The 20,208-nt window shown below is 72.0% G+C and carries 18 protein-coding genes, 3 tRNA genes and 1 pseudogene; 13 read left to right on the top strand and 9 right to left on the bottom strand.

What is annotated here, in order from left to right; translation table 11 throughout:
- Positions 1 to 13: 13 nt before the first annotated feature.
- Positions 14 to 1,987 carry a heavy metal translocating P-type ATPase gene (locus BJF86_RS05740; protein WP_414819932.1) on the bottom strand — a complete coding sequence of 658 codons (1,974 nt, stop codon included), beginning with the start codon at positions 1,985 to 1,987 and terminating at the stop codon, positions 14 to 16.
- 9 nt (positions 1,988 to 1,996) lie between these two features.
- Here BJF86_RS05740 and BJF86_RS18730 point away from each other — a divergent pair, with 9 nt between their 5' ends.
- Positions 1,997 to 2,182, top strand: a complete 186-nt coding sequence (locus BJF86_RS18730; protein ID WP_237768093.1) for a hypothetical protein — start codon at positions 1,997 to 1,999, stop codon at positions 2,180 to 2,182.
- A gap of 179 nt (positions 2,183 to 2,361) precedes the next feature.
- Here the strand turns inward: BJF86_RS18730 and BJF86_RS05745 are convergent, their stop codons facing one another.
- The 4 genes and pseudogenes from BJF86_RS05745 to tdh form a co-directional block, all read right to left on the bottom strand.
- Entirely contained in the window at positions 2,362 to 2,859 is a 498-nt protein-coding gene (locus BJF86_RS05745; protein WP_237768094.1) for a hypothetical protein, read from the bottom strand.
- Positions 2,860 to 2,861: 2 nt separating this feature from the next.
- Positions 2,862 to 3,350: a hypothetical protein gene (locus BJF86_RS05750; RefSeq protein ID WP_075810828.1), complete on the bottom strand. Its 489-nt coding sequence runs from the start codon at positions 3,348 to 3,350 to the stop codon at positions 2,862 to 2,864.
- Positions 3,351 to 3,402: 52 nt separating this feature from the next.
- Complete coding sequence (locus tag BJF86_RS05755; RefSeq protein ID WP_075810827.1) at positions 3,403 to 4,596, bottom strand: glycine C-acetyltransferase; 1,194 nt, start codon at positions 4,594 to 4,596, stop codon at positions 3,403 to 3,405.
- A 10-nt stretch (positions 4,597 to 4,606) separates the two neighbouring features.
- A pseudogene (tdh, locus tag BJF86_RS05760) lies at positions 4,607 to 5,658 on the bottom strand (L-threonine 3-dehydrogenase).
- A gap of 167 nt (positions 5,659 to 5,825) precedes the next feature.
- On the opposite strand from tdh, the gene BJF86_RS16890 reads away from it, so the two are divergent.
- The 4 genes from BJF86_RS16890 to BJF86_RS05785 all read left to right on the top strand — a co-directional run bounded on the left by BJF86_RS16890 (position 5,826) and on the right by BJF86_RS05785 (position 8,496).
- Positions 5,826 to 6,770, top strand: coding sequence for an NUDIX domain-containing protein (locus tag BJF86_RS16890; protein WP_083652736.1), 945 nt, complete (start codon positions 5,826 to 5,828; stop codon positions 6,768 to 6,770).
- A 152-nt stretch (positions 6,771 to 6,922) separates the two neighbouring features.
- Positions 6,923 to 6,998: transfer RNA gene (locus BJF86_RS05775), tRNA-Lys, on the top strand.
- A 182-nt stretch (positions 6,999 to 7,180) separates the two neighbouring features.
- The gene (locus tag BJF86_RS05780; RefSeq protein WP_075810815.1) at positions 7,181 to 7,810 is read left to right on the top strand and encodes an ATP-binding cassette domain-containing protein; all 630 of its coding nucleotides are present in this window, start codon (positions 7,181 to 7,183) and stop codon (positions 7,808 to 7,810) included.
- Complete coding sequence (locus BJF86_RS05785) at positions 7,807 to 8,496, top strand: hypothetical protein (protein ID WP_075810814.1); 690 nt, start codon at positions 7,807 to 7,809, stop codon at positions 8,494 to 8,496. The genes BJF86_RS05780 and BJF86_RS05785 overlap by 4 nt, the downstream gene beginning before the upstream one ends.
- 10 nt (positions 8,497 to 8,506) lie before the next feature.
- Here BJF86_RS05785 and BJF86_RS05790 read toward each other — a convergent pair whose 3' ends face one another.
- On the bottom strand, positions 8,507 to 9,157 hold the full coding sequence (locus BJF86_RS05790) for a DUF1801 domain-containing protein (protein ID WP_075817313.1): 651 nt from the start codon (positions 9,155 to 9,157) through the stop codon (positions 8,507 to 8,509).
- 72 nt (positions 9,158 to 9,229) lie between these two features.
- On the opposite strand from BJF86_RS05790, the gene BJF86_RS05795 reads away from it, so the two are divergent.
- Positions 9,230 to 10,285 (top strand): YihY/virulence factor BrkB family protein, encoded by a 1,056-nt coding sequence (locus tag BJF86_RS05795; protein WP_237768095.1) that lies wholly within the window; start codon positions 9,230 to 9,232, stop codon positions 10,283 to 10,285.
- 103 nt (positions 10,286 to 10,388) lie between these two features.
- Positions 10,389 to 10,461, top strand: a tRNA-His gene (locus tag BJF86_RS05800).
- 73 nt (positions 10,462 to 10,534) lie between these two features.
- On the opposite strand, the gene orn is transcribed toward BJF86_RS05800, so the two are convergent.
- Complete coding sequence (gene orn / locus BJF86_RS05805) at positions 10,535 to 11,146, bottom strand: oligoribonuclease (RefSeq protein WP_075815006.1); 612 nt, start codon at positions 11,144 to 11,146, stop codon at positions 10,535 to 10,537.
- A 42-nt stretch (positions 11,147 to 11,188) separates the two neighbouring features.
- On the opposite strand from orn, the gene BJF86_RS05810 reads away from it, so the two are divergent.
- Entirely contained in the window at positions 11,189 to 12,418 is a 1,230-nt protein-coding gene (locus tag BJF86_RS05810; protein ID WP_083652738.1) for a PrsW family intramembrane metalloprotease, read from the top strand.
- Positions 12,419 to 12,502: 84 nt separating this feature from the next.
- Here the strand turns inward: BJF86_RS05810 and BJF86_RS05815 are convergent, their stop codons facing one another.
- Together BJF86_RS05815 and BJF86_RS05820 are read right to left on the bottom strand one after the other, a co-directional pair.
- Complete coding sequence (locus tag BJF86_RS05815; protein ID WP_022924305.1) at positions 12,503 to 12,733, bottom strand: hypothetical protein; 231 nt, start codon at positions 12,731 to 12,733, stop codon at positions 12,503 to 12,505.
- Between the two features lie 94 nt (positions 12,734 to 12,827).
- A tRNA-Arg gene (locus BJF86_RS05820) sits at positions 12,828 to 12,900 on the bottom strand.
- Between the two features lie 44 nt (positions 12,901 to 12,944).
- Between BJF86_RS05820 and tyrA the strand changes: the two genes are divergently transcribed.
- The 5 genes from tyrA to ettA all read left to right on the top strand — a co-directional run bounded on the left by tyrA (position 12,945) and on the right by ettA (position 19,953).
- Complete coding sequence (tyrA, locus tag BJF86_RS05825; RefSeq protein WP_075815005.1) at positions 12,945 to 14,087, top strand: bifunctional chorismate mutase/prephenate dehydrogenase; 1,143 nt, start codon at positions 12,945 to 12,947, stop codon at positions 14,085 to 14,087.
- Between the two features lie 53 nt (positions 14,088 to 14,140).
- The gene (locus tag BJF86_RS05830) at positions 14,141 to 15,844 is read left to right on the top strand and encodes a dynamin family protein (RefSeq protein ID WP_075815004.1); all 1,704 of its coding nucleotides are present in this window, start codon (positions 14,141 to 14,143) and stop codon (positions 15,842 to 15,844) included.
- Positions 15,844 to 17,487: a YfjP family GTPase gene (locus tag BJF86_RS05835; RefSeq protein ID WP_075815002.1), complete on the top strand. Its 1,644-nt coding sequence runs from the start codon at positions 15,844 to 15,846 to the stop codon at positions 17,485 to 17,487. The genes BJF86_RS05830 and BJF86_RS05835 overlap by 1 nt, the downstream gene beginning before the upstream one ends.
- 149 nt (positions 17,488 to 17,636) lie before the next feature.
- A complete protein-coding gene (locus BJF86_RS05840; protein ID WP_158068378.1) occupies positions 17,637 to 18,209 on the top strand; it encodes a single-stranded DNA-binding protein in 573 nt (190 codons plus the stop codon).
- 61 nt (positions 18,210 to 18,270) lie between these two features.
- Positions 18,271 to 19,953, top strand: a complete 1,683-nt coding sequence (ettA, locus tag BJF86_RS05845; protein ID WP_075817317.1) for an energy-dependent translational throttle protein EttA — start codon at positions 18,271 to 18,273, stop codon at positions 19,951 to 19,953.
- Positions 19,954 to 20,208 lie beyond the last annotated feature (255 nt).

Consider the following 20,208-nt stretch of genomic DNA (forward strand, 5'->3'; position numbering starts at 1 on the left):
CGCGGCTGCGTGATCAGGCCCGCTCGCGCACCCGGCCGGCGCTCGCCTCGGGGGAGAGGTCGAGCCCCCGCAGCAGCTGGGCGTTGAGCGCCACGACGACCGTCGAGGCCGACATGAGAATGGCGCCCACGCTCATGGGGAGCACGAAGCCCACGGGGGCGAGGATCCCGGCCGCGAGCGGGACCGAGACCAGGTTGTAGCCGGCGGCCCACCAGAGGTTCTGCGTCATCTTCCGGTAGCTCGCGCGGGAGAGCTCCATCACCGACAGCACCGACCGCGGGTCGGAGCCGGCGAGGACGACCCCGGCACTGCCGATGGCCACGTCCGTGCCGGCGCCGATCGCGAGACCGACGTCGGCCTGGGCCAGGGCCGGGGCGTCGTTGACGCCGTCGCCGACCATGGCCACCGTGCGGCCCTCGGCCTGCAGCTCGGCGACCTTGTCCGACTTGTCCTCGGGGCGGACCCCGGCGAAGACCCGGTCGATGCCCAGCTCGCCGGCGACCGACTCGGCCACCGCTCGGGCGTCACCGGTGATCATGACGACCTCGACGCCCTGCGCGTGCAGCGCGTCGACCGCCTCGCGGGACTCCTCGCGGACGCCGTCGGCGAGCCGGAGCGCGCCGGCGACCTCGCCGTCGACGACGACGTGCAGGATGATCGCGCCCTCCTCCCGCCAGGCGTCGGCCACCGGCAGCTCGTCGAGTCCCTCCTGCTCGAGGAGGTAGGGGCCACCGACCTGCACCGTCGTCCCGTCCACGGTGGCGCGCACCCCCACCGCGGGTGAGGAGGAGAAGTCGGCCGCGCGCGGCAGGTCGAGGTCGCGGTCCTGCGCGGCGCGGACGATCGCGCGGGCGAGCGGGTGCTCGCTGTCGGCCTCCGCCGCGGCGGCGAGCCGGAGCAGGTCGTCCTCGCCGGCCTCGCCTGCGGGCTCCACGGCGGTGACCCGGGGCTCGCCCTCGGTGAGTGTGCCGGTCTTGTCGAAGAGCACTGTGTCGACCCCGCGCATCGCCTCCAGCGCCAGCCGGTCGGTGACGAGCACCCCTCCGCGCGCCGCCCGCTCGGTCGCGATCGAGACCACCAGCGGGATGGCCAGACCCAGCGCGTGCGGGCAGGCGATGACCAGGACGGTGACCGCCCGCACGACGGCGGAGTCGGGCATACCGAGCGTCGACCACACGATCGCCGTGACGACCGCGGCGACCAGGGCGAACCAGAACAACCAGCCCGCGGCGCGGTCGGCGAGCCGCTGGGTGCGGGTCGAGGAGGACTGCGCATCGCTCACCAGGCGCTGGATGCCGGCGAGGGTCGTCTCGTCACCGGTCGCGGTGACCTCGACGCGGAGGCCGGAGTCGGTCGCGACCGTCCCGGCGACCACGTCGTCGCCCTGCTCGCGGCGCACCGGGGTGGACTCACCCGTGACCATCGACTCATCCATGCTGGCCGAGCCGTCGACGACGCGACCGTCCACGGGCACGGCGGCTCCGGGGCGCACGACGACGACATCGCCGACCTCGAGGTCGGCGGGGGAGACGGTGACGGTGGTGTCGCCCTCGACCTTCTCCGCCTCGTCCGGCAGCAGGGCGGCGAGGCTGTCCAGGGCCGAGCTCGTGGCGGCCAGCGAGCGCATCTCGATCCAGTGGCCGAGCAGCATGATGACGACGAGGAGCGCCAGCTCCCACCAGAAGTCGAGGCTGCCGTCGAGCAGGCCGAGCGTGGCCCCCCACGACGCGAGGAAGGCGACGGTGATCGCCATGCCGATGAGCAGCATCATCCCCGGCTGCCGCGAGCGGAGCTCCGCGATCCCCCCGGTGAGGAAGGGCCGCCCGCCCCAGGCATACATCACCGTGCCGAGCAGCGGCGAGACCCAGCTCACCCAAGCGGCGTCGGGCAGGTGGTAGCCGAGCAGGTGCGCGAAGGCCCCGCTCGCGAGCACCGTGGGGACGGCCAGGACGAGCATGATCCAGAAGAGGCGGCGGAACTGCGCCACGTGATCGCCGTGCCCCCCGTGGCCCGCGTGGTCGCCGTGACCCTCGCTCGCAGGGTGCTCGTGCCTGTCGTGGCCCTGGCCCTGGCCCGCATGCTGCTCGTGGCCGTCGTGGCCGTCGTGGCCGCCGTGGCCGCCGCTGTCGTGCTGCTGTTGCGTAGGCCGGGCGTGCTCCATGGCCCGAACATATACCCCTAGGGGGTATATGTCAACCAGCTCACGGACCTGGGCAAGGCTCTGCACCGTAGGCAGCGTCGAGAAGGGTGCTTGTGGTGCAGAACGTTGCCCAGGTCCCGTCGCTGACGCCCGGACAGGGCATACCGGGGTGTGCGGCGGCCGCCAGGTCGTGCGCTGGCGGGGTATGCCGGCGTGCCTGCTCAGGCGGCGCTGCCCCGCACCGTCAGGACGGGACGCGTGCTGCTGACGTGCTCCGGGACGACCAGACCCATGGAGTTGCCGTAGTCCAGGCGGGGGCAGACCAGCACCGTGTCGCCGCGGCGGAACCCGGAGGTGCCGCGTGGCATCACCACACGCACGCTGACGTCGCCCCGCGCCAGCACGACGACCTCGCCACGAGACTCCGCAGTCCCGACCCGCTCGACCCGAGCCTCCACCAGCGGACCTCCCGGCCGCCGGACCCAGACCGGCCCGAGGAAGAGGTACTGCACCAACCCGATCCCGGCGAGGAGCACGATGCCGAACCTGAGGGACTCACCCAGGGGCCGGCCGAGCAGCCAGACCTCGAAGCCGAGATAGAGGCCGAGGACGAACAGGACCGAGAGGGCGAGGAGAAGCCGCGTGCGTCGCGCCTCGGCCCGCAGGATCCGCCTGGCCTGCGCCTCTGACATGGGGTCCGCGCTGTCTCGCCTGCTCACACTCACCTCCTGCGTCGTCCTGGCGCGCCGGCATGACCGTCCGGTCGCGCCGCGGCCTCGACCGCGTCAGACCGGCTGCCGACGACGTCCTGCGTCAGACCGAAGGACCGGGCGGCCCGGACCAGGACGATCCACTCGCCCGGCGCGATCCGCGGCGCGGCCCAGACCTGCTGACCGGCCCGGAGGCCCAAGGTCGAGTCGGGCCGCCACGTCACCTCGTGCCGCTCGCCCCGCACCGTCACCGTGCCGCGCTCCGTGGCCGTGACGACACCCGGCTCCACCTCGGTGGCGTCGAGCGCCGAGGAGCGGGTGGCCCGTCGGCGGCGCTCGGCCCAGGCCCACATCACCACGAAGACGGTCGCGTAGATCGTCGAGAAGATCGCCGCCTCGGCCACGGGATCGTCGGCCCACACGGCACGGAAGACGAACATCAGGCCGCCGAGCACGACGAACATGAACGCCAGCTCGCCGCGGGACGCCCGGTGCGACACGCCTCGCGCCAGCGTGCGAAGGGCCTCTCGTTCGTCGCGCTGCGGGGCCACGTCAACCCACGGCGTCGCGCGCGTCGACGAAGGCGTCGACGCAGGCGCGCACGTCCTCCTCGGAGTGCGAGGCCGACAGCTGCACCCGGATCCGGGCCTGCCCCTTGGGGACGACGGGGTAGGAGAAGGCGATGACGTAGACACCGCGCTCGAGCATGGCGTCGGCGACCTCGCTGGCCGTGCGGGCCCCGTCCTCGCCGGGGAACATCACCGGCACGATCGCGTGCTCGCCAGGCAGCAGCTCGAAGCCGGCCTCGCCCATGAGCGACCGGAAGAGCTCGGCGTTGCGCCGCAGCTGCGCGCGCGGCTCGTCGCTGTCGCGGGCGATCTCCAGGGCCTTGAGCGAGCCGGCGACGACCGAGGGGGCGACCGCGTTGGAGAAGAGGTAGGGCCGGGCCCGCTGCTTGAGCAGGTCGACGATCTCCTGGTGCGCCGCGACGAAGCCGCCGCTGCCGCCACCGAGGGCCTTGCCCAGGGTGCCGGTGACGATGTCGACCCGGTCCATGACGCCGCACGCCTCGTGCGACCCGCGGCCCCCTTCGCCGACGAAGCCGGTGGCGTGGCTGTCGTCGACCATGACCATCGCGCCGAACTCCTCGGCCAGGTCGCAGATCTGCTCCAGCGGCGCGAGGTAGCCGTCCATCGAGAAGGCGCCGTCGGTGACGACGAGCACCCGCCGCGCCCCGCCGTCCCGCGCGGCCTGCAGCTGGGTGCGCAGGTCGTCCGTGTCGCGGTTGGCGTAGCGGAAGCGCTGCGCCTTGGACAGCCGCACCCCGTCGATGATCGAGGCGTGGTTGAGCTGGTCGGAGATGATCGCGTCGTCCTTGCCGCAGATCACCTCGAAGATGCCGCCGTTGGCATCGAAGCAGGACGGGAAGAGGATCGAGTCCTGCGCGCCCACGAAGTCGGCGATCGCCCGCTCCAGGTCGCGGTGCTGGGTCTGGGTGCCGCAGATGAAGCGGACCGAGGCCATCCCGAAGCCCCAGTCGTCCAGCGCCTGCCGCGCGGCGCCCACGACGTCCGGGTGGTCGGCGAGCCCGAGGTAGTTGTTGGCGCAGAAGTTCAGCGCCTCGCCGGCCGTCGTCGCGATGTGCGCCGACTGCGGCGTGGTGATCTGCCGCTCGGCCTTGGTGAGCCCGTCGGCCTCGATCTGCGCGAGCTCCTCGCTCAGCTGGTCCTTGACATCGGCATACATCTGATCGCTCCTAGCTCCAGTCCATGATGATCTTGCCGCCCTGCCCCGCGCGGGCGGCGGCGAAGGCGTCCTGCCACCGCTCGGCGGAAAAGCGGTCGGTGATGACCGAACGCACGCGATCGCGCAGCAGCTCCGAGCTCTGCAGCATGGCGGTCATCTTGTACCACGTCTCGTACATCTCGCGGCCGTAGATCCCCTTGAGGGTGATCATGTGCGAGATCACCTTGCCCCAGTCGATCGCGAACGGCTCGGCGGGTATGCCCAGCATCGCCACCCTGGCGCCGTGGGTGCAGTTGTCGATGAGCTCGGCCATGGCGCGCGGGTTGCCCGACATCTCCATCACCACGTCGAAGCCCTCGTCCATCCCGAGCCGCTCCTGCGCCGTGGCGATGCGGTCGCCGGAGACGTCGACGCCGAGGTCGGCGCCGACGCGGCGGGCCAGCTCGAGCCGCGCCTCGGAGACATCGGTGACCACGACATACCTCGCGCCGGCGTGCCGGGCGATCGCCGCGGCCATGACGCCGATCGGTCCGGCGCCGGTGATGAGCACGTCCTCGCCCTCCAGCGGGAACGACAGCGCGGTATGCACGGCGTTGCCGAGCGGGTCGAAGACCGACCCGAGGTCGGGGTCGATCAGCTCCGGCTGCACCCAGACGTTGGTGTGCGGCACGACGACGAAGTCGGCGAAGCAGCCGTCCCGGTTGACCCCGAGGTTGGAGGTGCGCACGCACATGTGACGCCGGCCGGCGCGGCAGTTGCGGCAGACGCCGCAGACGACGTGGCCCTCGACCGAGCAGCGATGCCCGACCTGCAGGCCGTAGCGCTCGTCGGTCGGCACCCCGTCGCCGAGCTCGACGATCTCGCCGTAGAACTCGTGGCCCACGACGAGCGGCGGCTCAAGCATCGAGGCGGCCCAGTCGTCCCACGCCTCGATGTGCAGGTCGGTGCCACACAGCCCGGCGCGCAGCACCCGGATCTTGACCTCGCCCGGTCCGGGCGCGGCTCGGGCACGTCGGTGAGCTCGAGTCCCGGCCCGGTGCTGGGCTTGATCAGGGCGCGCATGGGTCCATCTTGACGCATGGGTCAAGCCGTCGCGGGAGGTGGGCGGGGCGGCGCGCTTAGGCTGACGCGATGGACTGGGACACGCGAGTGGGCTGCTACGCCTGGGTGGAGCGCGATGGGGCGGTCCTGCTGAGCACTGGTCGGGGGGACGCACCGACGACGGGCGCGTGATCCGGGCGGCGTGGTCGCTCGTGGGGGGCGGGCTCGAGCTCGGGGAGACGCCGGAGCGGACCGTGGTCCGGGAGGTGTGGGAGGAGAGCGGCTACGACGTCGAGGTCGGCCCGCTGCTGACCTCCCAGGGGTATGCCGTCGCCCCGCACGACCGCGCCCGGCAGCCGGGGAAGGCGCTGCAGATCGTGCAGGTCGTCTTCCGCGCCGAGGTCGTGTCGGGCGAGCTGCGGGTGGAGCGTGACGGCAGCAGTGACGACGTGCGCTGGGTGCCGCTCGACGAGCTGGACACCCTGCCGTGCGCCTCGGTCGTGGACGTGGCCTGGCGCGCGGCAGGCGGGCCAGGGCTGCGCCAGCCGCCGTTGCGCGGCGTGCCCGTCGACGAGGGTCACGTGGCAGGGGTCCGCGAGCTCGTGGACGCCTCCTCGCCGCGGCGGGGAGACGTGCGGGTGGTCGCGATCGACGGTCTGAGCGGATCGGGGAAGACCTCGCTGGCCACGGCTCTGGCCCGCGACCTGCGGGCCCCGTTGGTGCAGATGGACGACCTCTACCCCGGCTGGGACGGGCTGGCCGCCTCGCCCGCGCTGCTGGCCGAGCAGGTGCTCGAGCCGCTCTCACGGGGCGAGCGCGCGGCATACCGGCGGTGGGACTGGTATGCCGATCGCTGGGCCGCCGAGCCGGTGCCGGTCGTGGTGGAGCCCGGCGGGGTGCTCGTGGTGGAGGGCTGCGGGTCCAGCGTCGGGCCGGCGTCGGAGCACGCCGACGTGCGGGTGTGGGTCGAGGCGGAGGAGGGCCTGCGCCGGCGCCGGGGGCTCGCTCGCGACCGCGAGACGTTCCGCCCGCACTGGGAGCGCTGGGCGGACCAGGAGCAGCAGGTCTTCGGCGCCGACGGCACACGCGAGCGCGCCGACCTGGTTCTCGACACCACCCCGGCGCCGCGCTGACCGGGAAAGTCCGGCCCCGGCGGGCTTTCCACGGTCACCCCCGCGCCCCGACCGGCGAAGTGCTGCCCCGGCAGACATTCCACGGTCACCTCGGGCGCCCTGCGCGGATTTCGTCGCCCGGCTGACCCGGTGGTAAAGTTCTGCGCTGTTGCGCGCCTATAGCTCAATTGGCAGAGCAGCTGACTCTTAATCAGCGGGTTCGGGGTTCGAGTCCCTGTGGGCGCACCACATGTACATCGCGGTGAACTGTCACCTAGATTCACGAAGCCCCTGGTCAGATCACATCTGACCGGGGGTTTCGCCGTGTCCGAGCAAGTTTCCTGGGGGGCAGCAACCGACGCGGCGAAGGACACCGACAGCCGTCCTCATCTAAGGTGCTGTCTGCAGGGAGCAGACGAAGGAGGGGCGCCATGCAACAGCCCGCCGGGACCGAGGGCCAGCACCCGCTCATCGAGGTACGTGGCGTCACCAAGTCCTACGGACGGCACGCGGTGCTGGACGACGTCTCGTTCGAGGTGCGGCCCGGGCGCTCCCTCGCAATCATCGGAGCCAACGGTTGCGGCAAGTCGACGGTGCTCAAGATCTGTGCGGGCCTGCTGTCACCGGACGCAGGCATCGTCAGGGTCTCCGGGCGAGTGGGCTACTGCCCGCAGCAGGCGGACCTCGGCCACTTCCTGACATCGGACGATCACTTCACATGGTTCGGGGCGGCCGGGGGCCTGAGGGCGCGGGGAAGCCGTCGGCGCGGTCGGGCCCTCGCGGCCTCCCTCGACTGGCAGGTGACGTCCAAGCAGGTCGGCGACTTGAGCGGCGGCACGACGCAGAAGCTCAATGTGGCCTGCTCCGTGCTCGGCGATCCGCAGGTGATCCTGCTCGACGAGCCCTACCAAGGCTTCGACGAGGGCAGCTACCTCGACTTCTGGGACATGGTCGACAGATGGTGCGCCGGCGGTGCTGCAGTGATCGTGGTCACTCATCTGCTGCGAGAACTGCACCGTGTGGATGAGGTGCTCGATCTCGGCGCGGGGAGGGCGGCATGAGCGCTTTCCTCCGGACGGCGGAGATGACCATGCGCGATCTTGTCGGGCGTCGATGGGCGTTGCTCCTCCTCATTCTGGTGCCGCTGGTCTTCTATGGCGCTCGCCGGGGGGACGCTAGCTGGCAGGGCATCCGGTTCGCCTGCATGGGTCTCGCGTGGGCCTTGAGCACGGTCGCACTGTTCTCCACGATCAGCGCCAAATCACTTGAACCGCGACTTCGACTGGCCGGTGCCCGGGTCAGCGCGCTGCTGGCGGGCCGGGTCCTCGCGCTGGTGATAGTGGCATTGGTGGTCGGTGGGGTGTATGCCGCGCTCATCGCTGCCGATCAGGCGCCGGAGAACCCGTGGTCGATCACGGCGGCGCTGCTGCTGTCGGCGGTGATCTCCGTGCCGCTGGGCATGCTCATCGCTCGACTCGTCCCACGGGACTTCGAGGGAATGCTCGTCCTGATCACCGTCGTCGGGCTCCAGACCATCGTCGACCCCGAGTCCGCTGTGGCGAAGTTGCTGCCGCTCTGGTCCATCAGAGAATTGCTCACTCACGGGGTCGAGGGCGCGGGCGACCTGAGATCCGCCGCGATCCACGCCAGCGTCTACGGAGCCGCGCTGGTGCTGCTGAGTCTCATGCTCGCCTGGCGCAGCCTGCGTGCTCGTCCTCACGTCGTGAGACACGCCGCTCCTGCGTGACGTACTTGCCTCAGCCCGCCCAGGCGGCGGCGACCAGCCGTCGCAGCGCGGCGAGGTCGATGTCCTCCAGCTTGTTGACGTAGATGCAGCCCTTGCCGAGCCTCGTCCTGCCGAGCGCCTCGACCAGGTCCTCGCGCGAGCCATAGGACTGCAGGCCGTAGAGGGTGATCGCGCCCTTGCGGGGGGAGAAGCCCACGCGGGCGGTGTCGCCCTCGCGGCCGGTGGCGTACTGGTAGTGCGCCTCGCCGAAGCCCACCATCGACGGGCCCCACATGCGGGGTGGTGCCCCGGTGACGTCCTCGAAGAGCTCCAGCAGCTCCAGCCCCTGCTCCACCCGCTTGGGCCAGGGGAGCGACTCGATCCAGGCACGGGGCGACTCGCCGGTCGGGGTCGTCTTCGCCTCCGCCGTGCGGCCGCCGCTGCCGGCGAGCGGCCGCTCCCCGCGGTCGGTCGCGCTCCAGACCGCGTGCCCGTCCCGCAGCGCCAGCCCTTCGTCACCCATCGCCTCCTTCAGCCGCGCCAGGCCGACCTTGCCCACCCCGTGGAGCCCGGCGACGGCGGTGCGCGGCTGCCCGTCCGGGTCCGCGAGCGTGCTGAAGCCGGCCAGCGCCAACGCGTCCCGCATCGGACGTGACAGGCCCGGGGTATCGGCGATCGTCATACCCATGCGCCGATCGTAGAGGGGTGCGCCGACACCCTGCCCCGGCCGCGACGCCGTGCCAGACTGACGACCGTGAGTGACGACGACGCAGACAAGAGCGCCACGACGATGGACTGGAAGGTCGTGGGCAAGCGCACCTTTGCCGAGTTCATGGGCGACAAGGGGACCGACCTCGCGGCCGCGCTGACCTACTACTCGATGATGTCGATCTTCCCGATGATCCTGGCGATCTCGACGTCGCTGAGCTTCATCGGCCAGGGCGACGCCACCAACGAGGCCATCGCCGACCTGGGCAGCGACCTGGGGATGCGTGACTCCACGATCTCCACGGTGCAGGACTACCTCGCGAGCATGAGCGGCTCGGGCGGCGCGGGCATCCTGCTCATCGTCGGTCTGCTCGGCTCCCTCTGGTCGGCGTCGAACTACGTCAACGCCTTCAGCCGGATGATGAACACCGTCTACGGCATCGACGAGGGACGGCCGATCTGGAAGCTGCGACCGTGGCTGCTCGCACTCACCGTCCTGGTGATGCTCATGCTCATGACGATCGTGCTGTCGGTGACCCTCTCGGGCACCCTGTCCGAGGCGATCTTCGGTCTCGTCGGCCTCGACGAGACCGCCACCATGGTCTGGAACATCGCCAAGTGGCCGGTCATCCTCGTCATCCTCATGACCATCGTCAGCCTGCTCTACTGGGGCACCCCCAACGTCCGGCAGCCCAAGTTCCGCCTGCTCGCGCCGGGCGCGATCCTCGCCGTCATCATGGCGATCCTGGCCGGGGCGGGCTTCTTCGTCTACGCCATGAACGCCGGCAGCTACAACGCCACCTACGGCGCCCTCGGTGGTGTCATCATCCTGCTGCTCATGGTCTGGCTGATCAACACCTCGCTGGTCATGGGGGCCGAGCTCGACGCCGAGATCGAGCGCGGCAAGGAGCTCGCCGCCGGGATGGCGGCCGAGGACGAGATCCTGCTGCCGCCGCGCGACGTGGAGGGCACGGAGAAGAAGGAGGCCAAGCAGGCCGAGGTGGTCCGCGAGGCGCGGGAGACGCGCATGCAGGCCGCCGCGGACCTCGAGGCCGCGGGGGAGGAGCCCGGGCTGGAGGGTCGCGAGCCCTCGCGGCGTTGAGCCGTCCCCGCGTCCACGCTCCTGATGACCGCCGCGTTTCTCGGGCACACCCCGGAGGCGCTACGATGGTCGGCGTTGCCCGGGCTCGCCCGCAGGCAGCATGGTGGGCGTAGCTCAGCAGGTAGAGCATCGCGTTGTGGTCGCGAGGGTCGCGGGTTCAAACCCCGTCGCTCACCCCGAGAGAAGGCCCCGGCAATCGTGCCGGGGCCTTCGTCGTGCTCGGGGTGGGTATGCCGCGGGGGCGTCGGCTCAGGCCGGCGCCGCGCCCTCGGTGTGCCGCGCCGCGATCTCCTTGAGCGTGGTCGAGTCCAGCCCGGGCAGCTCGCGGAAGAGCGCCTCGCGGTAGTAGCGCAGCTCGGCGATGCTGTCCCGGATGTCGCCGAGCGCGCGGTGGCCGCCGGTCTTGGCGGGGGCCATGTAGTAGGCGCGGGGGTACCACCGCTTGGCCAGCTCCTTGATCGAGGAGACGTCGACGATCCGGTAGTGCAGGTGCGCGTCCAGCTCGGGCATGTCGCGCGCGAGGAAGGCACGGTCGGTGCTCACCGTGTTGCCGCCCAGCGGCGCCTTGCGCGCCTCCGGGACGTGCGCACGGACATACTCCAGGACCTGGCGCTGCGCCTCCTCCAGGGTGATGCCGTCCTCCAGCAGCGGGAGGAGCCCGGAGTCGGTGTGCATCGTGCGCACGAAGTCGCCCATCTGCTCCAGCGCCTCGTCCGGCGGCCGGATCACCACGTCGACGCCGTCACCGAGCACGGTCAGCTCGGAGTCGGTGACGAGGCAGGCCACCTCCACCAGCGCGTCCGCGACCGTGTCCAGGCCGGTCATCTCGCAGTCGATCCAGACGATCCGCTCACCACTCACGGCATCCAGGGTAGGCGCTCGTGTCCCGGTAGCCTCAGGCCCATGGTCTTCCAGCCCACGCCGCCGGGCAGCTCCCTGCCCGGCTCCTCCGCCGGCAGCGGCGCCCCCGGCACGTCCGGGGACTGGCACCAGGTGATGTCCTTCCAGCAGCCGCAGGGGCCGACGCCGCCCAACGCCACGCGGCGCCCGGTCATCCGTCGCGTGCTGCTCTGGAGCGCGGTGGTGAGCGTCTTCGGGCTGGCCGCGCTGGCCATGACCCTCATCGTCACCACGACGGTCGGGCTGCAGGCCGCGATCCTCGGCATGCTGAGCGCCTCGCTCGCACTGGGCATCGTCATACCCCTCTTCATCTGGGTCGACCGGCTCGAGGCCGAGCCCGCACGCCTGCTGTGGTTCGCCTTCCTCTGGGGCGCGCTGATCTCCACGCTCGCGGCGCTGCTGCTCAACGAGCTCGGGGTGGCGGTCCTCGCGGGCACCGGGGCCGACCCGCTCGTCGCGGGCGCCGTCCTGGTGGCCCCGCTCACCGAGGAGGTCGCCAAGGGACTCGGCGTGCTGCTGATCTTCCTCTTCGCCAGGCGGGAGTTCAACGGTGTCACCGACGGCATCGTGTATGCCGGGATCGTCGCCGCGGGCTTCGCCTTCGTGGAGAACATCCTCTACCTGGGGCAGACCTTCCTCGAGGCCGGCGCCCCCGGGCTGGTCGGATTGTTCATCATGCGCTGCCTGGTCAGCCCGTTCGCCCACCCGATGTTCACCGTCTGCACCGGCCTGGCGCTCGGGCTGGTCGCCCACCGACGCCGGGCCAGCTCCGCCTGGGTCGTGCTCGTCGGTCTGGCGTGCGCGGTCTTCCTGCACGCGCTGTTCAACTACAGCGCGGTCGCCGCCTCGGAGCACTACCTCGTGCTCTTCCTCGTCGTCCAGGTCCCGCTCTTCATCGCCTTCCTGCTGCTGCTGCGCTGGGCCCGCAACCGCGAGTCCCGGCTCATGCGCGACGCGCTCACGACCTACGGCATGGCCGGGTGGTACACCCCCGCCGAGGTCGCCATGCTCGCCAGCCCCGGCGAGCGTCGCCGGGCGCGCCGCTGGGCCGGCGGTGTCGGGGGCAAGCAGGCCGAGAAGGCGATGGAGGCCTTCCAGGACGAGAGCGGGGAGCTGGCGATGGTGCGCAAGCACCTCATCTCCGGCGGCCCGGACCCGGTCTGGCAGGCGCGCGAGAAGCGGATCCTCGACGCCGTCACCGCGCACCGGCGGGTCTTCGTGCCCCAGGCCTGAGCACGCCTGTGCCTCATCCTGTGACACGAGCGTCGCCAGAGGCACGCCCGCGTCACGAGGAGAGGCACGAGCGTGGGGGAGCGCTCAGGCGTCGCGGGCCTCGACCTTGGGCTGGCTGATCTCGACCCCGGGGACCGAGAGGTCCTTGAGGGCCTTGGAGACGCCCGCCACCAGGCTGGAGGCGGCGCGCTCCTCCTCGCGGATGTCGTGCGGGGACAGCGAGTCGTCAGGGGTGTCCTGCTCGACCGACTCCACGAGGGCGTCCTCGTCGGTGATGTCGGCCTCCAGGGTGATGGTGAGGGTGTGCTTGCTCATGCCTCCAGCGTCCCCGATCGCGCCGGGGTGTGCGACCTGGACGGGCCCCGGGCGGCGACCCGGTCGGGCCGGACCCGGCGCCTGCTCCGATCGGTGCCCCCGGCGCGACTCGAACGCGCAACCGACGGATTAGAAGGCCGTTGCTCTATCCATTGAGCTACGGGGGCCGGAGCGTCCCAGTCTAGTGCGCGCTCCTCTAGGATCGGTCGCCATGAGCACACCCTCGGGGGCGCAGGAGGCCCTGGCGCCGCTGCGGGACCAGATCGACGACGTCGACGCCCAGGTGATGGAGCTGCTCGCGCGCCGGCTGGAGCTCGTCTCCCAGGTGGGGGAGGTCAAGGGGCGGCACGGGTTGCCGATCTACGACCCCGCGCGGGAACGCGCGATGATCGCCACGAAGCGCGAGCGCGCCGCCGAGCGCGGCCTGCCGCCCGACCTCGTCGAGGACGTGCTGCGCCGGTGCATGCGCGAGGCATACACCCACGAGAAGAACATGGGCTTCACCCGGCAGGCACCCGACCTCGGCCCGGTCGTGGTCGTCGGCGGGGCGGGGCGGATGGGCGCGCTGTGGGGGCGGATGTTCGCGCTGTCCGGGTATGACGTGCGCGTCGTCGAGCGCGACGACACCCCCGAGCAGGTCGCGGCCGCGGTGCACGGTGCCGGGATGGTGCTCGTCTCGGTGCCGATCCACGACACGGTCGGGGTGGTGCGCGGCCTGCCCGCGCTGCCCGCCGACTGCCTGCTCGTCGACCTCACCTCCACCAAGCGGGAGGTCATGCGGGCGATGCTGGAGACCCACCCCGGGCCGGTGCTGGGGATGCACCCGATGTTCGGCCCCGACGTCGACAGCTTCGCCAAGCAGGTCGTCGCGGCGGTGCCGGGGCGCGACCCGGGCGCGAGCATCTGGTTGGTCGAGCAGGTGCGGCTGTGGGGCGCCCGGGTGCACGAGGTCGACGCCGACGAGCACGACCACGCGATGGGTCTGATCCAGGCGCTGCGGCACTTCTCGACCTTCGCCTACGGCTGGCACCTGGCGCACGAGGACCGCGACCTCGACACCCTCCTCGCGCTGTCCTCGCCGATCTACCGGCTCGAGCTGGTCATGGTCGGCCGCCTCTTCGCGCAGGACGCCGAGCTCTACTTCGACATCATCACCGGCTCCTCGGACGCGTTGGAGCTCATCGAGCGCTACCACCGGCGCTACGCCCGGGCCATCGAGCTGTTGCGCACCGGCGACCGCGAGGCCTTCGTCCGGCAGTTCGGCGAGGTCGAGGAGTGGTTCGGCGAGCACGCCGAACGCTTCCTCGGGGAGTCCAAGGCGCTGCTGGCGCACGCCGACGCGACGCGCAGCTGAGCGGCCCGGCGGTTCGTCTTGGTGGACGGCGGCCCGAGGGCCACACTAGGGCCGTGACTTCGGACCCCGCTGCGCTGCTCGCTGCTGTCGAGAGGCTCCGCTCGGGTGCCGGGGAGGTCGCGCTCCCGCTCGACCTGGACGGCGCGCAGGAGGCCCGCACGGCCCGCCGCGAGCTCGAGCAGCAGCTCGACGACTACGTCCTGCCGCGGCTGCGTTCCCTCGACGCGCCGCTGCTCGCCGTCGTCGGCGGGTCGACCGGCGCCGGCAAGTCGACGCTGGTCAACACTGTCGTCGGCGAGGAGGTCAGCAGGGCCGGCATCCTGCGGCCGACGACGAAGGCCTCGGTGCTCGTGCACCACCCCGACGACGCGCGCTGGTTCACCGACACCAGGGTGCTACCCGGGCTGGCCCGGGTGCGCGGCGACGCGGCCGAGGTCGAGGACCCGGGAGCGGTGCGGCTGGTGGCCGCAGACGCGCTCCCCGCCGGGCTCGCGCTCCTGGACGCTCCCGACATCGACTCGGTGGTCGAGGCCAACCGCCAGCTCTCCAAGCAGTTGCTCTCCGCCGCCGACCTGTGGCTCTTCGTCACCACCGCGTCCCGGTATGCCGACGCCGTCCCGTGGGGCCTGCTGCGCGAGGCCAGCGAGCGCGGGACCTCGGTCGCCATCGTGCTCAACCGGGTGCCGCCGGAGGCGATGGAGCAGGTGCGGGTGCACCTCGCCACCATGCTGCGCGAGCAGGGCCTCGGGCAGTCCCCGATCTTCACCGTCCCCGAGGTCGACCTCGACGACGGCGCCATCCCAGGCAAGCAGAGCGAGCGGCTGCGCGGCTGGCTGCACTCGCTGGCCAGCGACGCCCGGGCACGCTCGGTCGTCATCCGCCGCACCCTCGCCGGCACGCTCGGCTCGCTCGGTGCCCGCGCGCAGGCGCTCGCCACGGCCGGCAGGCACCAGGTCGAGGCGCTGGGCGCGCTGCAGCAGGCGCCGGAGCAGGCATACCGGGACGCGCTGGAGTCGGTCGGCGAGGGAGTCCAGGACGGGTCGCTGCTGCGCGGCGAGGTGCTCGCGCGCTGGCACGAGCTGGTCGGGACCGGTGAGTTCTTCCGCTCGATCGAGGCGGGCGTCGGGCGGATCCGTGACCGGCTGGCCTCCTTCTTCACCGGCAAGGAGGTCACCTCCGAGCCGCTGGGCGAGGCGCTGCAGACCGGGGCCGCGGCGCTCATCACCTCGCACGGGCAGGTCGCCGCCAGCACCGCCGCCCGCGCGTGGAAGCAGGCGCCCGGCGGCCGGGGCCTGGTCGAGGAGCACCCCGAGCTCGGCAAGGCCTCGCCGGGCTTCACCGAGCAGGTGGAGCGGCTGATCCGCGACTGGCAGCGCGACATCCTGGAGATGGTCAAGGAGGAGGCCGGGTCGCGACGCACGACCGCGCGCTACCTCGCCTTCGGCGTCAACGGGCTCGGCGTCCTGCTCATGGTCGTCGTCTTCAGCGCGACCGCCTTCATCCCGACCGGGGCCGAGGTCGCCGTCGGCGCCGGCTCGGCCGTGCTCGCCCAGCGCCTGCTGGAGGCCGTCTTCGGCGACGAGGCGGTCCGTCGGATGGCGGCGCGTGCCCGCGACGACCTCGTCGTCAAGGTGCGCGCCCTGTATGCCGCCGAGCAGGCCCGCTTCGACGGTGTGCTGGCGGAGTCGGTGCCGGTGTCGCCGGAGCCGATCGAGGAGCTGGAGTCGGCCGCGGCGCAGGTCGAGGGGGCACGCTGATGAGGAAGGGCAAGGGCAACGCCATCGCCGAGCACACCGTCGTGGAGCGTTCGGAGCACCTGTCCACCGCGCTGGACGTCGGTGGGCCCGAGCTGGAGCAGGAGTCCGCCGGTGCCGCCCGGGAGGTGCTCGGCCGGGTCGGTGAGCGGTGGGCGATCGCCGGTGGCCGGACGGTCGTCGCGCTCGCCGGCGCCACCGGCTCGGGCAAGTCGAGCCTCTTCAACGCCCTGACCGGCGAGGACGTCTCCGCGATCAGCCCCCGTCGCCCCACCACCGCGGAGGCCGGGGCCGCCGTGTGGGGCGACGAGGACGCCGCCGAGCTGCTGGACTGGCTCGGGGTGGCCAACCGCCACCACGTGACGATGACCGAGGACAACGCCGGGCTGGACGGGCTGGTCCTCGTCGACCTGCCCGACGTCGACTCCCGCGAGCTGCGGCACCGGGTCGAGGCCGACCGCATCCTGGAGCGGGCCGACGTCTTCGTCTGGGTCGCCGACCCGCAGAAGTATGCCGACGCCCGGCTGCACGACGACTACCTCCGGCCGCTGCGCCACCACGACGCGGTCATGCTCGTCGTCCTCAACCAGGTCGACCGGATCCGCGAGGAGGGCGGGGTCGAGCAGATCGCCGCCGACCTGCGCCGCCTCGTGCAGGCCGACGGGGCCGGCGAGCACGACATCATCGCCACCTCGGCGCGGACGCAGCAGGGCATACCCGAGCTGCGCGACCGGATCGGCGAGGTCGTCGGCGCGCGCAACGCGGCCGAGGCGCGCCTGGTGGCGGACCTGCGCTCCAGCGCCGACCGGGTGCGCGAGCGCGGGACGGCCGACCAGACCCCGGAGCTCGGGCAGGAGGCCGACCAGCGGCTGCACCAGGCGCTCACCGTCGCCTCCGGCGTCCCCGTGGTGCTCGACGCGGTGGACCGCGACTACCGCCGCCGGGCTGCCGCACGGACCGGCTGGCCCTTCACCCGCTGGGTCGCGGGGCTGCGCCCGGACCCGTTGCGCCGGCTGCGGCTCGGCGACGACTCACCCGGTGAGGCCGGGATCGCGCCTTCCGACGTGCGCGCCGTGCTCGGCCGCTCCTCGCTGCCGAGCCCGACGCCGGCCGCCCGCGCCAACGTGCAGCTCGCCACCCGACGCCTCGGTGAGGACGTGGGCGGGCAGCTCCCGCAGCGCTGGGCGGACGCGGTGCTCGAGGCGGCCAGCCCGCCGGAGGACACCCTCGCCGACGCGCTCGACCAGGCGATCGTGGGGGTGCCGCTGCGCACCCGCCCCCCCTTCTGGTGGTCGGTGCTCGGCATGCTGCAGCTGCTCTTCGCCACGACCGCGGTGGCCGGGCTGCTGTGGCTCGTGCTGCTCGTCGTCCTGGGCTGGCTGCAGCTCCCGATGGACGCGCCCTTCTGGGGCCCCGTGCCGATCCCGCTGGCGCTGCTCGTCGGCGGGGTGCTGGCCGGGCTGCTGCTCGCCCTGATCGGCCGGCTCGCGGCCGGGGTCGGTGCCGCGCGACGCCGGCGGCACGTGCAGCAGGTGCTCGACGACGCCATCGACGAGGTCTCCTACCGGCACGTGCGCAAGCCGGTCATGACGGTGCTGGACCGGCACGAGAAGACCCGCACCCTGCTCGACCAGGCCGCCGCCTGACGCTCCCGTCCACACCCTGCGCCGGGCGCGGCGCTCGTCCACAGATCCCGGTATACCGGTAGTCACCGGCGTCCGGGATGGTCAGGGTGGGGGCACGCCCGCATCCGCGGGTGGGACGTCCAGGAGGGGAACGCACCATGATCAACGAGATGACCGTCACCGTCGCCGGCAACCTGACCCGCGACCCCGAGCGCAAGGTCAGTCACGCCTCGGGCAAGCCGTTCGCCGTCGTGCCGATCGCGGTCAACCGACGGCGCTTCGATGCCGGCCAGGAGGCCTGGATCACCGAGAACACGACGTATGTCGACCTGCAGTGCTTCCGGGGGACCGGGGCCACCGCCCTGGCCAGCTTTCGCAAGGGGGACCCGGTCCTCGCCCACGGCAAGCTGGCGCTGCGCGAGTGGAAGGCCGGCGACGCGAGCGGCACGCGCGTCAGCGTCACCGTCGACAGCATCGGGCACGACGTGACCTTCGGGGTGAGCAGCTTCACCCGGGGCAAGGTCGCCTACGACCCCGACCCGACGAGCGCCCACGACCAGGCCCCGCCGGAGCACGGGGGCGGCGGGGTCGTCGGGGCGCTGGAGGAGAGGACCGGCGGGCCGGTCGCCTCGTCCGAGGAGGTGCCCGACGGGGAGGTGCCCGACGCGGAGATCACGACCGACGCGGACGGCGTGGTGCAGGATGATGAGCAGGCCGACGCCGCCCTGGCCCGCAGCGCCTGAGCGCGGGCGGGCCGGGCCCGGAGATTCGGACTCGGCCCGCCCGCCCTTATACCCTGGCGGCATGGCCGAATTCATCTACACCATGACGCGTGCCCGCAAGGCGCACGGCGACAAGGTGATCCTCGACGACGTGACGATGTCCTTCTACCCCGGCGCCAAGATCGGCGTCGTGGGGCCCAACGGCGCGGGCAAGTCCACGATCCTCAAGATCATGGCCGGCATGGACCAGCCGTCCAACGGCGAGGCCCGGCTCACCCCCGGCTACTCGGTCGGCATCCTCGAGCAGGAGCCGCCGCTCAACGAGGACAAGACCGTGCTCGGCAACGTCGAGGAGGGGCTCGGCGAGATCAAGCAGAAGGTCGACCGCTTCAACGCCATCGGCGAGGAGATGTCGTCGCCCGACGCCGACTTCGACGCCCTCATGGCCGAGATGGGCACGCTCCAGGAGGAGATCGACCACGCCGACGCCTGGGACCTCGACGCCCAGCTCGACCAGGCGATGGACGCGCTGCGCTGCCCCCCGGGGGACAGCGACGTCACCGTCCTGTCCGGTGGTGAGCGCCGCCGGGTCGCCCTGTGCAAGCTGCTGCTGTCCAAGCCGGACCTGCTGCTGCTCGACGAGCCCACCAACCACCTCGACGCCGAGTCGGTGCAGTGGCTGGAGCAGCACCTCGCGTCCTACCCGGGCGCCGTCCTGGCCGTCACCCACGACCGCTACTTCCTCGACAACGTGGCGCAGTGGATCGCCGAGGTCGACCGCGGTCGGCTCTACCCCTACGAGGGCAACTACTCCACCTACCTGGAGAAGAAGCGCGAGCGGCTGGCCGTCCAGGGCAAGAAGGACGCCAAGCTCGCCAAGCGGCTGGAGAACGAGCTGGAGTGGGTCCGCTCCAACCCCAAGGCCAAGCAGACCAAGAACAAGGTGCGCCTGGCCCGCTACGAGGAGATGGCGGCCGAGGCCGAGCGCACCCGCAAGCTCGACTTCGAGGAGATCCAGATCCCGCCGGGCCCGCGGCTGGGCAGCCAGGTCATCGAGGTCAAGAACCTCACGAAGGGCTTCGGCGAGCGCACCCTCATCGACGACCTGACCTTCACGCTGCCGCGCAACGGCATCGTCGGGGTCATCGGCCCCAACGGCGTCGGCAAGACCACGCTGTTCAAGACCATCGTCGGGCTCGAGGATCCGGACGCCGGGGAGGTCAAGGTCGGTGAGACCGTCGAGATCTCCTACGTCGACCAGTCACGCGGCGGCATCGCCGCCGAGAAGTCCCTCTGGGAGGTCGTCTCCGACGGGCTGGACTTCATCCAGGTCGGGCAGGTCGAGATCCCCAGCCGCGCCTACGTCAGCCAGTTCGGCTTCAAGGGCCCGGACCAGCAGAAGAAGGCCGGGGTGCTCTCCGGCGGTGAGCGCAACCGCCTCAACCTCGCCCTCACCCTCAAGGAGGGCGGCAACCTGCTGCTGCTGGACGAGCCGACCAACGACCTCGACGTCGAGACCCTCGGCAGCCTGGAGAACGCGCTGCTCAACTTCCCCGGGTGCGCCGTGGTCATCAGCCACGACCGGTGGTTCCTCGACCGCGTCGCGACCCACATCCTCGCCTACGAGGGCACCGACTCCGAGCCGGCGAACTGGTACTGGTTCGAGGGCAACTTCGGCGCCTACGAGGAGAACAAGGTCGAGCGCCTCGGCGTCGAGGCCGCCCGCCCGCACCGGGTGACCCACCGCAAGCTCACCCGCGACTGAGCGACGGAGCGACTGAGCGACTGAGCGACTGAGCCTCGTGGACCGGCCACCCGGTCCGCACGGTATGCCCCCCCGCCCCCGCCCCCAGCCCCCGTTGCCGCCGCGTGACGGGCTGGGGCCGGCGCGCGTCCGCATGCCCCTGGAGGCTTCCTGGGAGAGCGTCGTCGCCTTCCTCGTCGAGCGCACCGGCGACGAGGACGGGATCGCCCGCCGCCTCGCCGTCGGCGAGATCCGCCTCGCGGACGGCACCCGTGT

The sequence above is a fragment of the Serinicoccus sp. CNJ-927 genome (assembly GCF_001942435.1).
Lineage (GTDB): Bacteria > Actinomycetota > Actinomycetes > Actinomycetales > Dermatophilaceae > Ornithinicoccus > Ornithinicoccus marinus.

Excerpts from the sequence above, each read along its gene's own strand:
- BJF86_RS05785 (WP_075810814.1), top strand. The coding sequence starts at position 7,807 with ATGAGCGCTTTCCTCCGGACGGCGGAGATGACCATGCGCGATCTTGTC.
- BJF86_RS05815 (WP_022924305.1), bottom strand. The coding sequence starts at position 12,733 with ATGAGCAAGCACACCCTCACCATCACCCTGGAGGCCGACATCACCGAC.
- BJF86_RS05840 (WP_158068378.1), top strand. The coding sequence starts at position 17,637 with ATGACCGTCACCGTCGCCGGCAACCTGACCCGCGACCCCGAGCGCAAG.
- BJF86_RS05835 (WP_075815002.1), top strand. The coding sequence starts at position 15,844 with ATGAGGAAGGGCAAGGGCAACGCCATCGCCGAGCACACCGTCGTGGAG.
- BJF86_RS05780 (WP_075810815.1), top strand. The coding sequence starts at position 7,181 with ATGCAACAGCCCGCCGGGACCGAGGGCCAGCACCCGCTCATCGAGGTA.
- BJF86_RS05810 (WP_083652738.1), top strand. The coding sequence starts at position 11,189 with ATGGTCTTCCAGCCCACGCCGCCGGGCAGCTCCCTGCCCGGCTCCTCC.
- ettA (WP_075817317.1), top strand. The coding sequence starts at position 18,271 with ATGGCCGAATTCATCTACACCATGACGCGTGCCCGCAAGGCGCACGGC.
- tyrA (WP_075815005.1), top strand. The coding sequence starts at position 12,945 with ATGAGCACACCCTCGGGGGCGCAGGAGGCCCTGGCGCCGCTGCGGGAC.
- BJF86_RS05755 (WP_075810827.1), bottom strand. The coding sequence starts at position 4,596 with ATGTATGCCGATGTCAAGGACCAGCTGAGCGAGGAGCTCGCGCAGATC.
- BJF86_RS05790 (WP_075817313.1), bottom strand. The coding sequence starts at position 9,157 with ATGACGATCGCCGATACCCCGGGCCTGTCACGTCCGATGCGGGACGCG.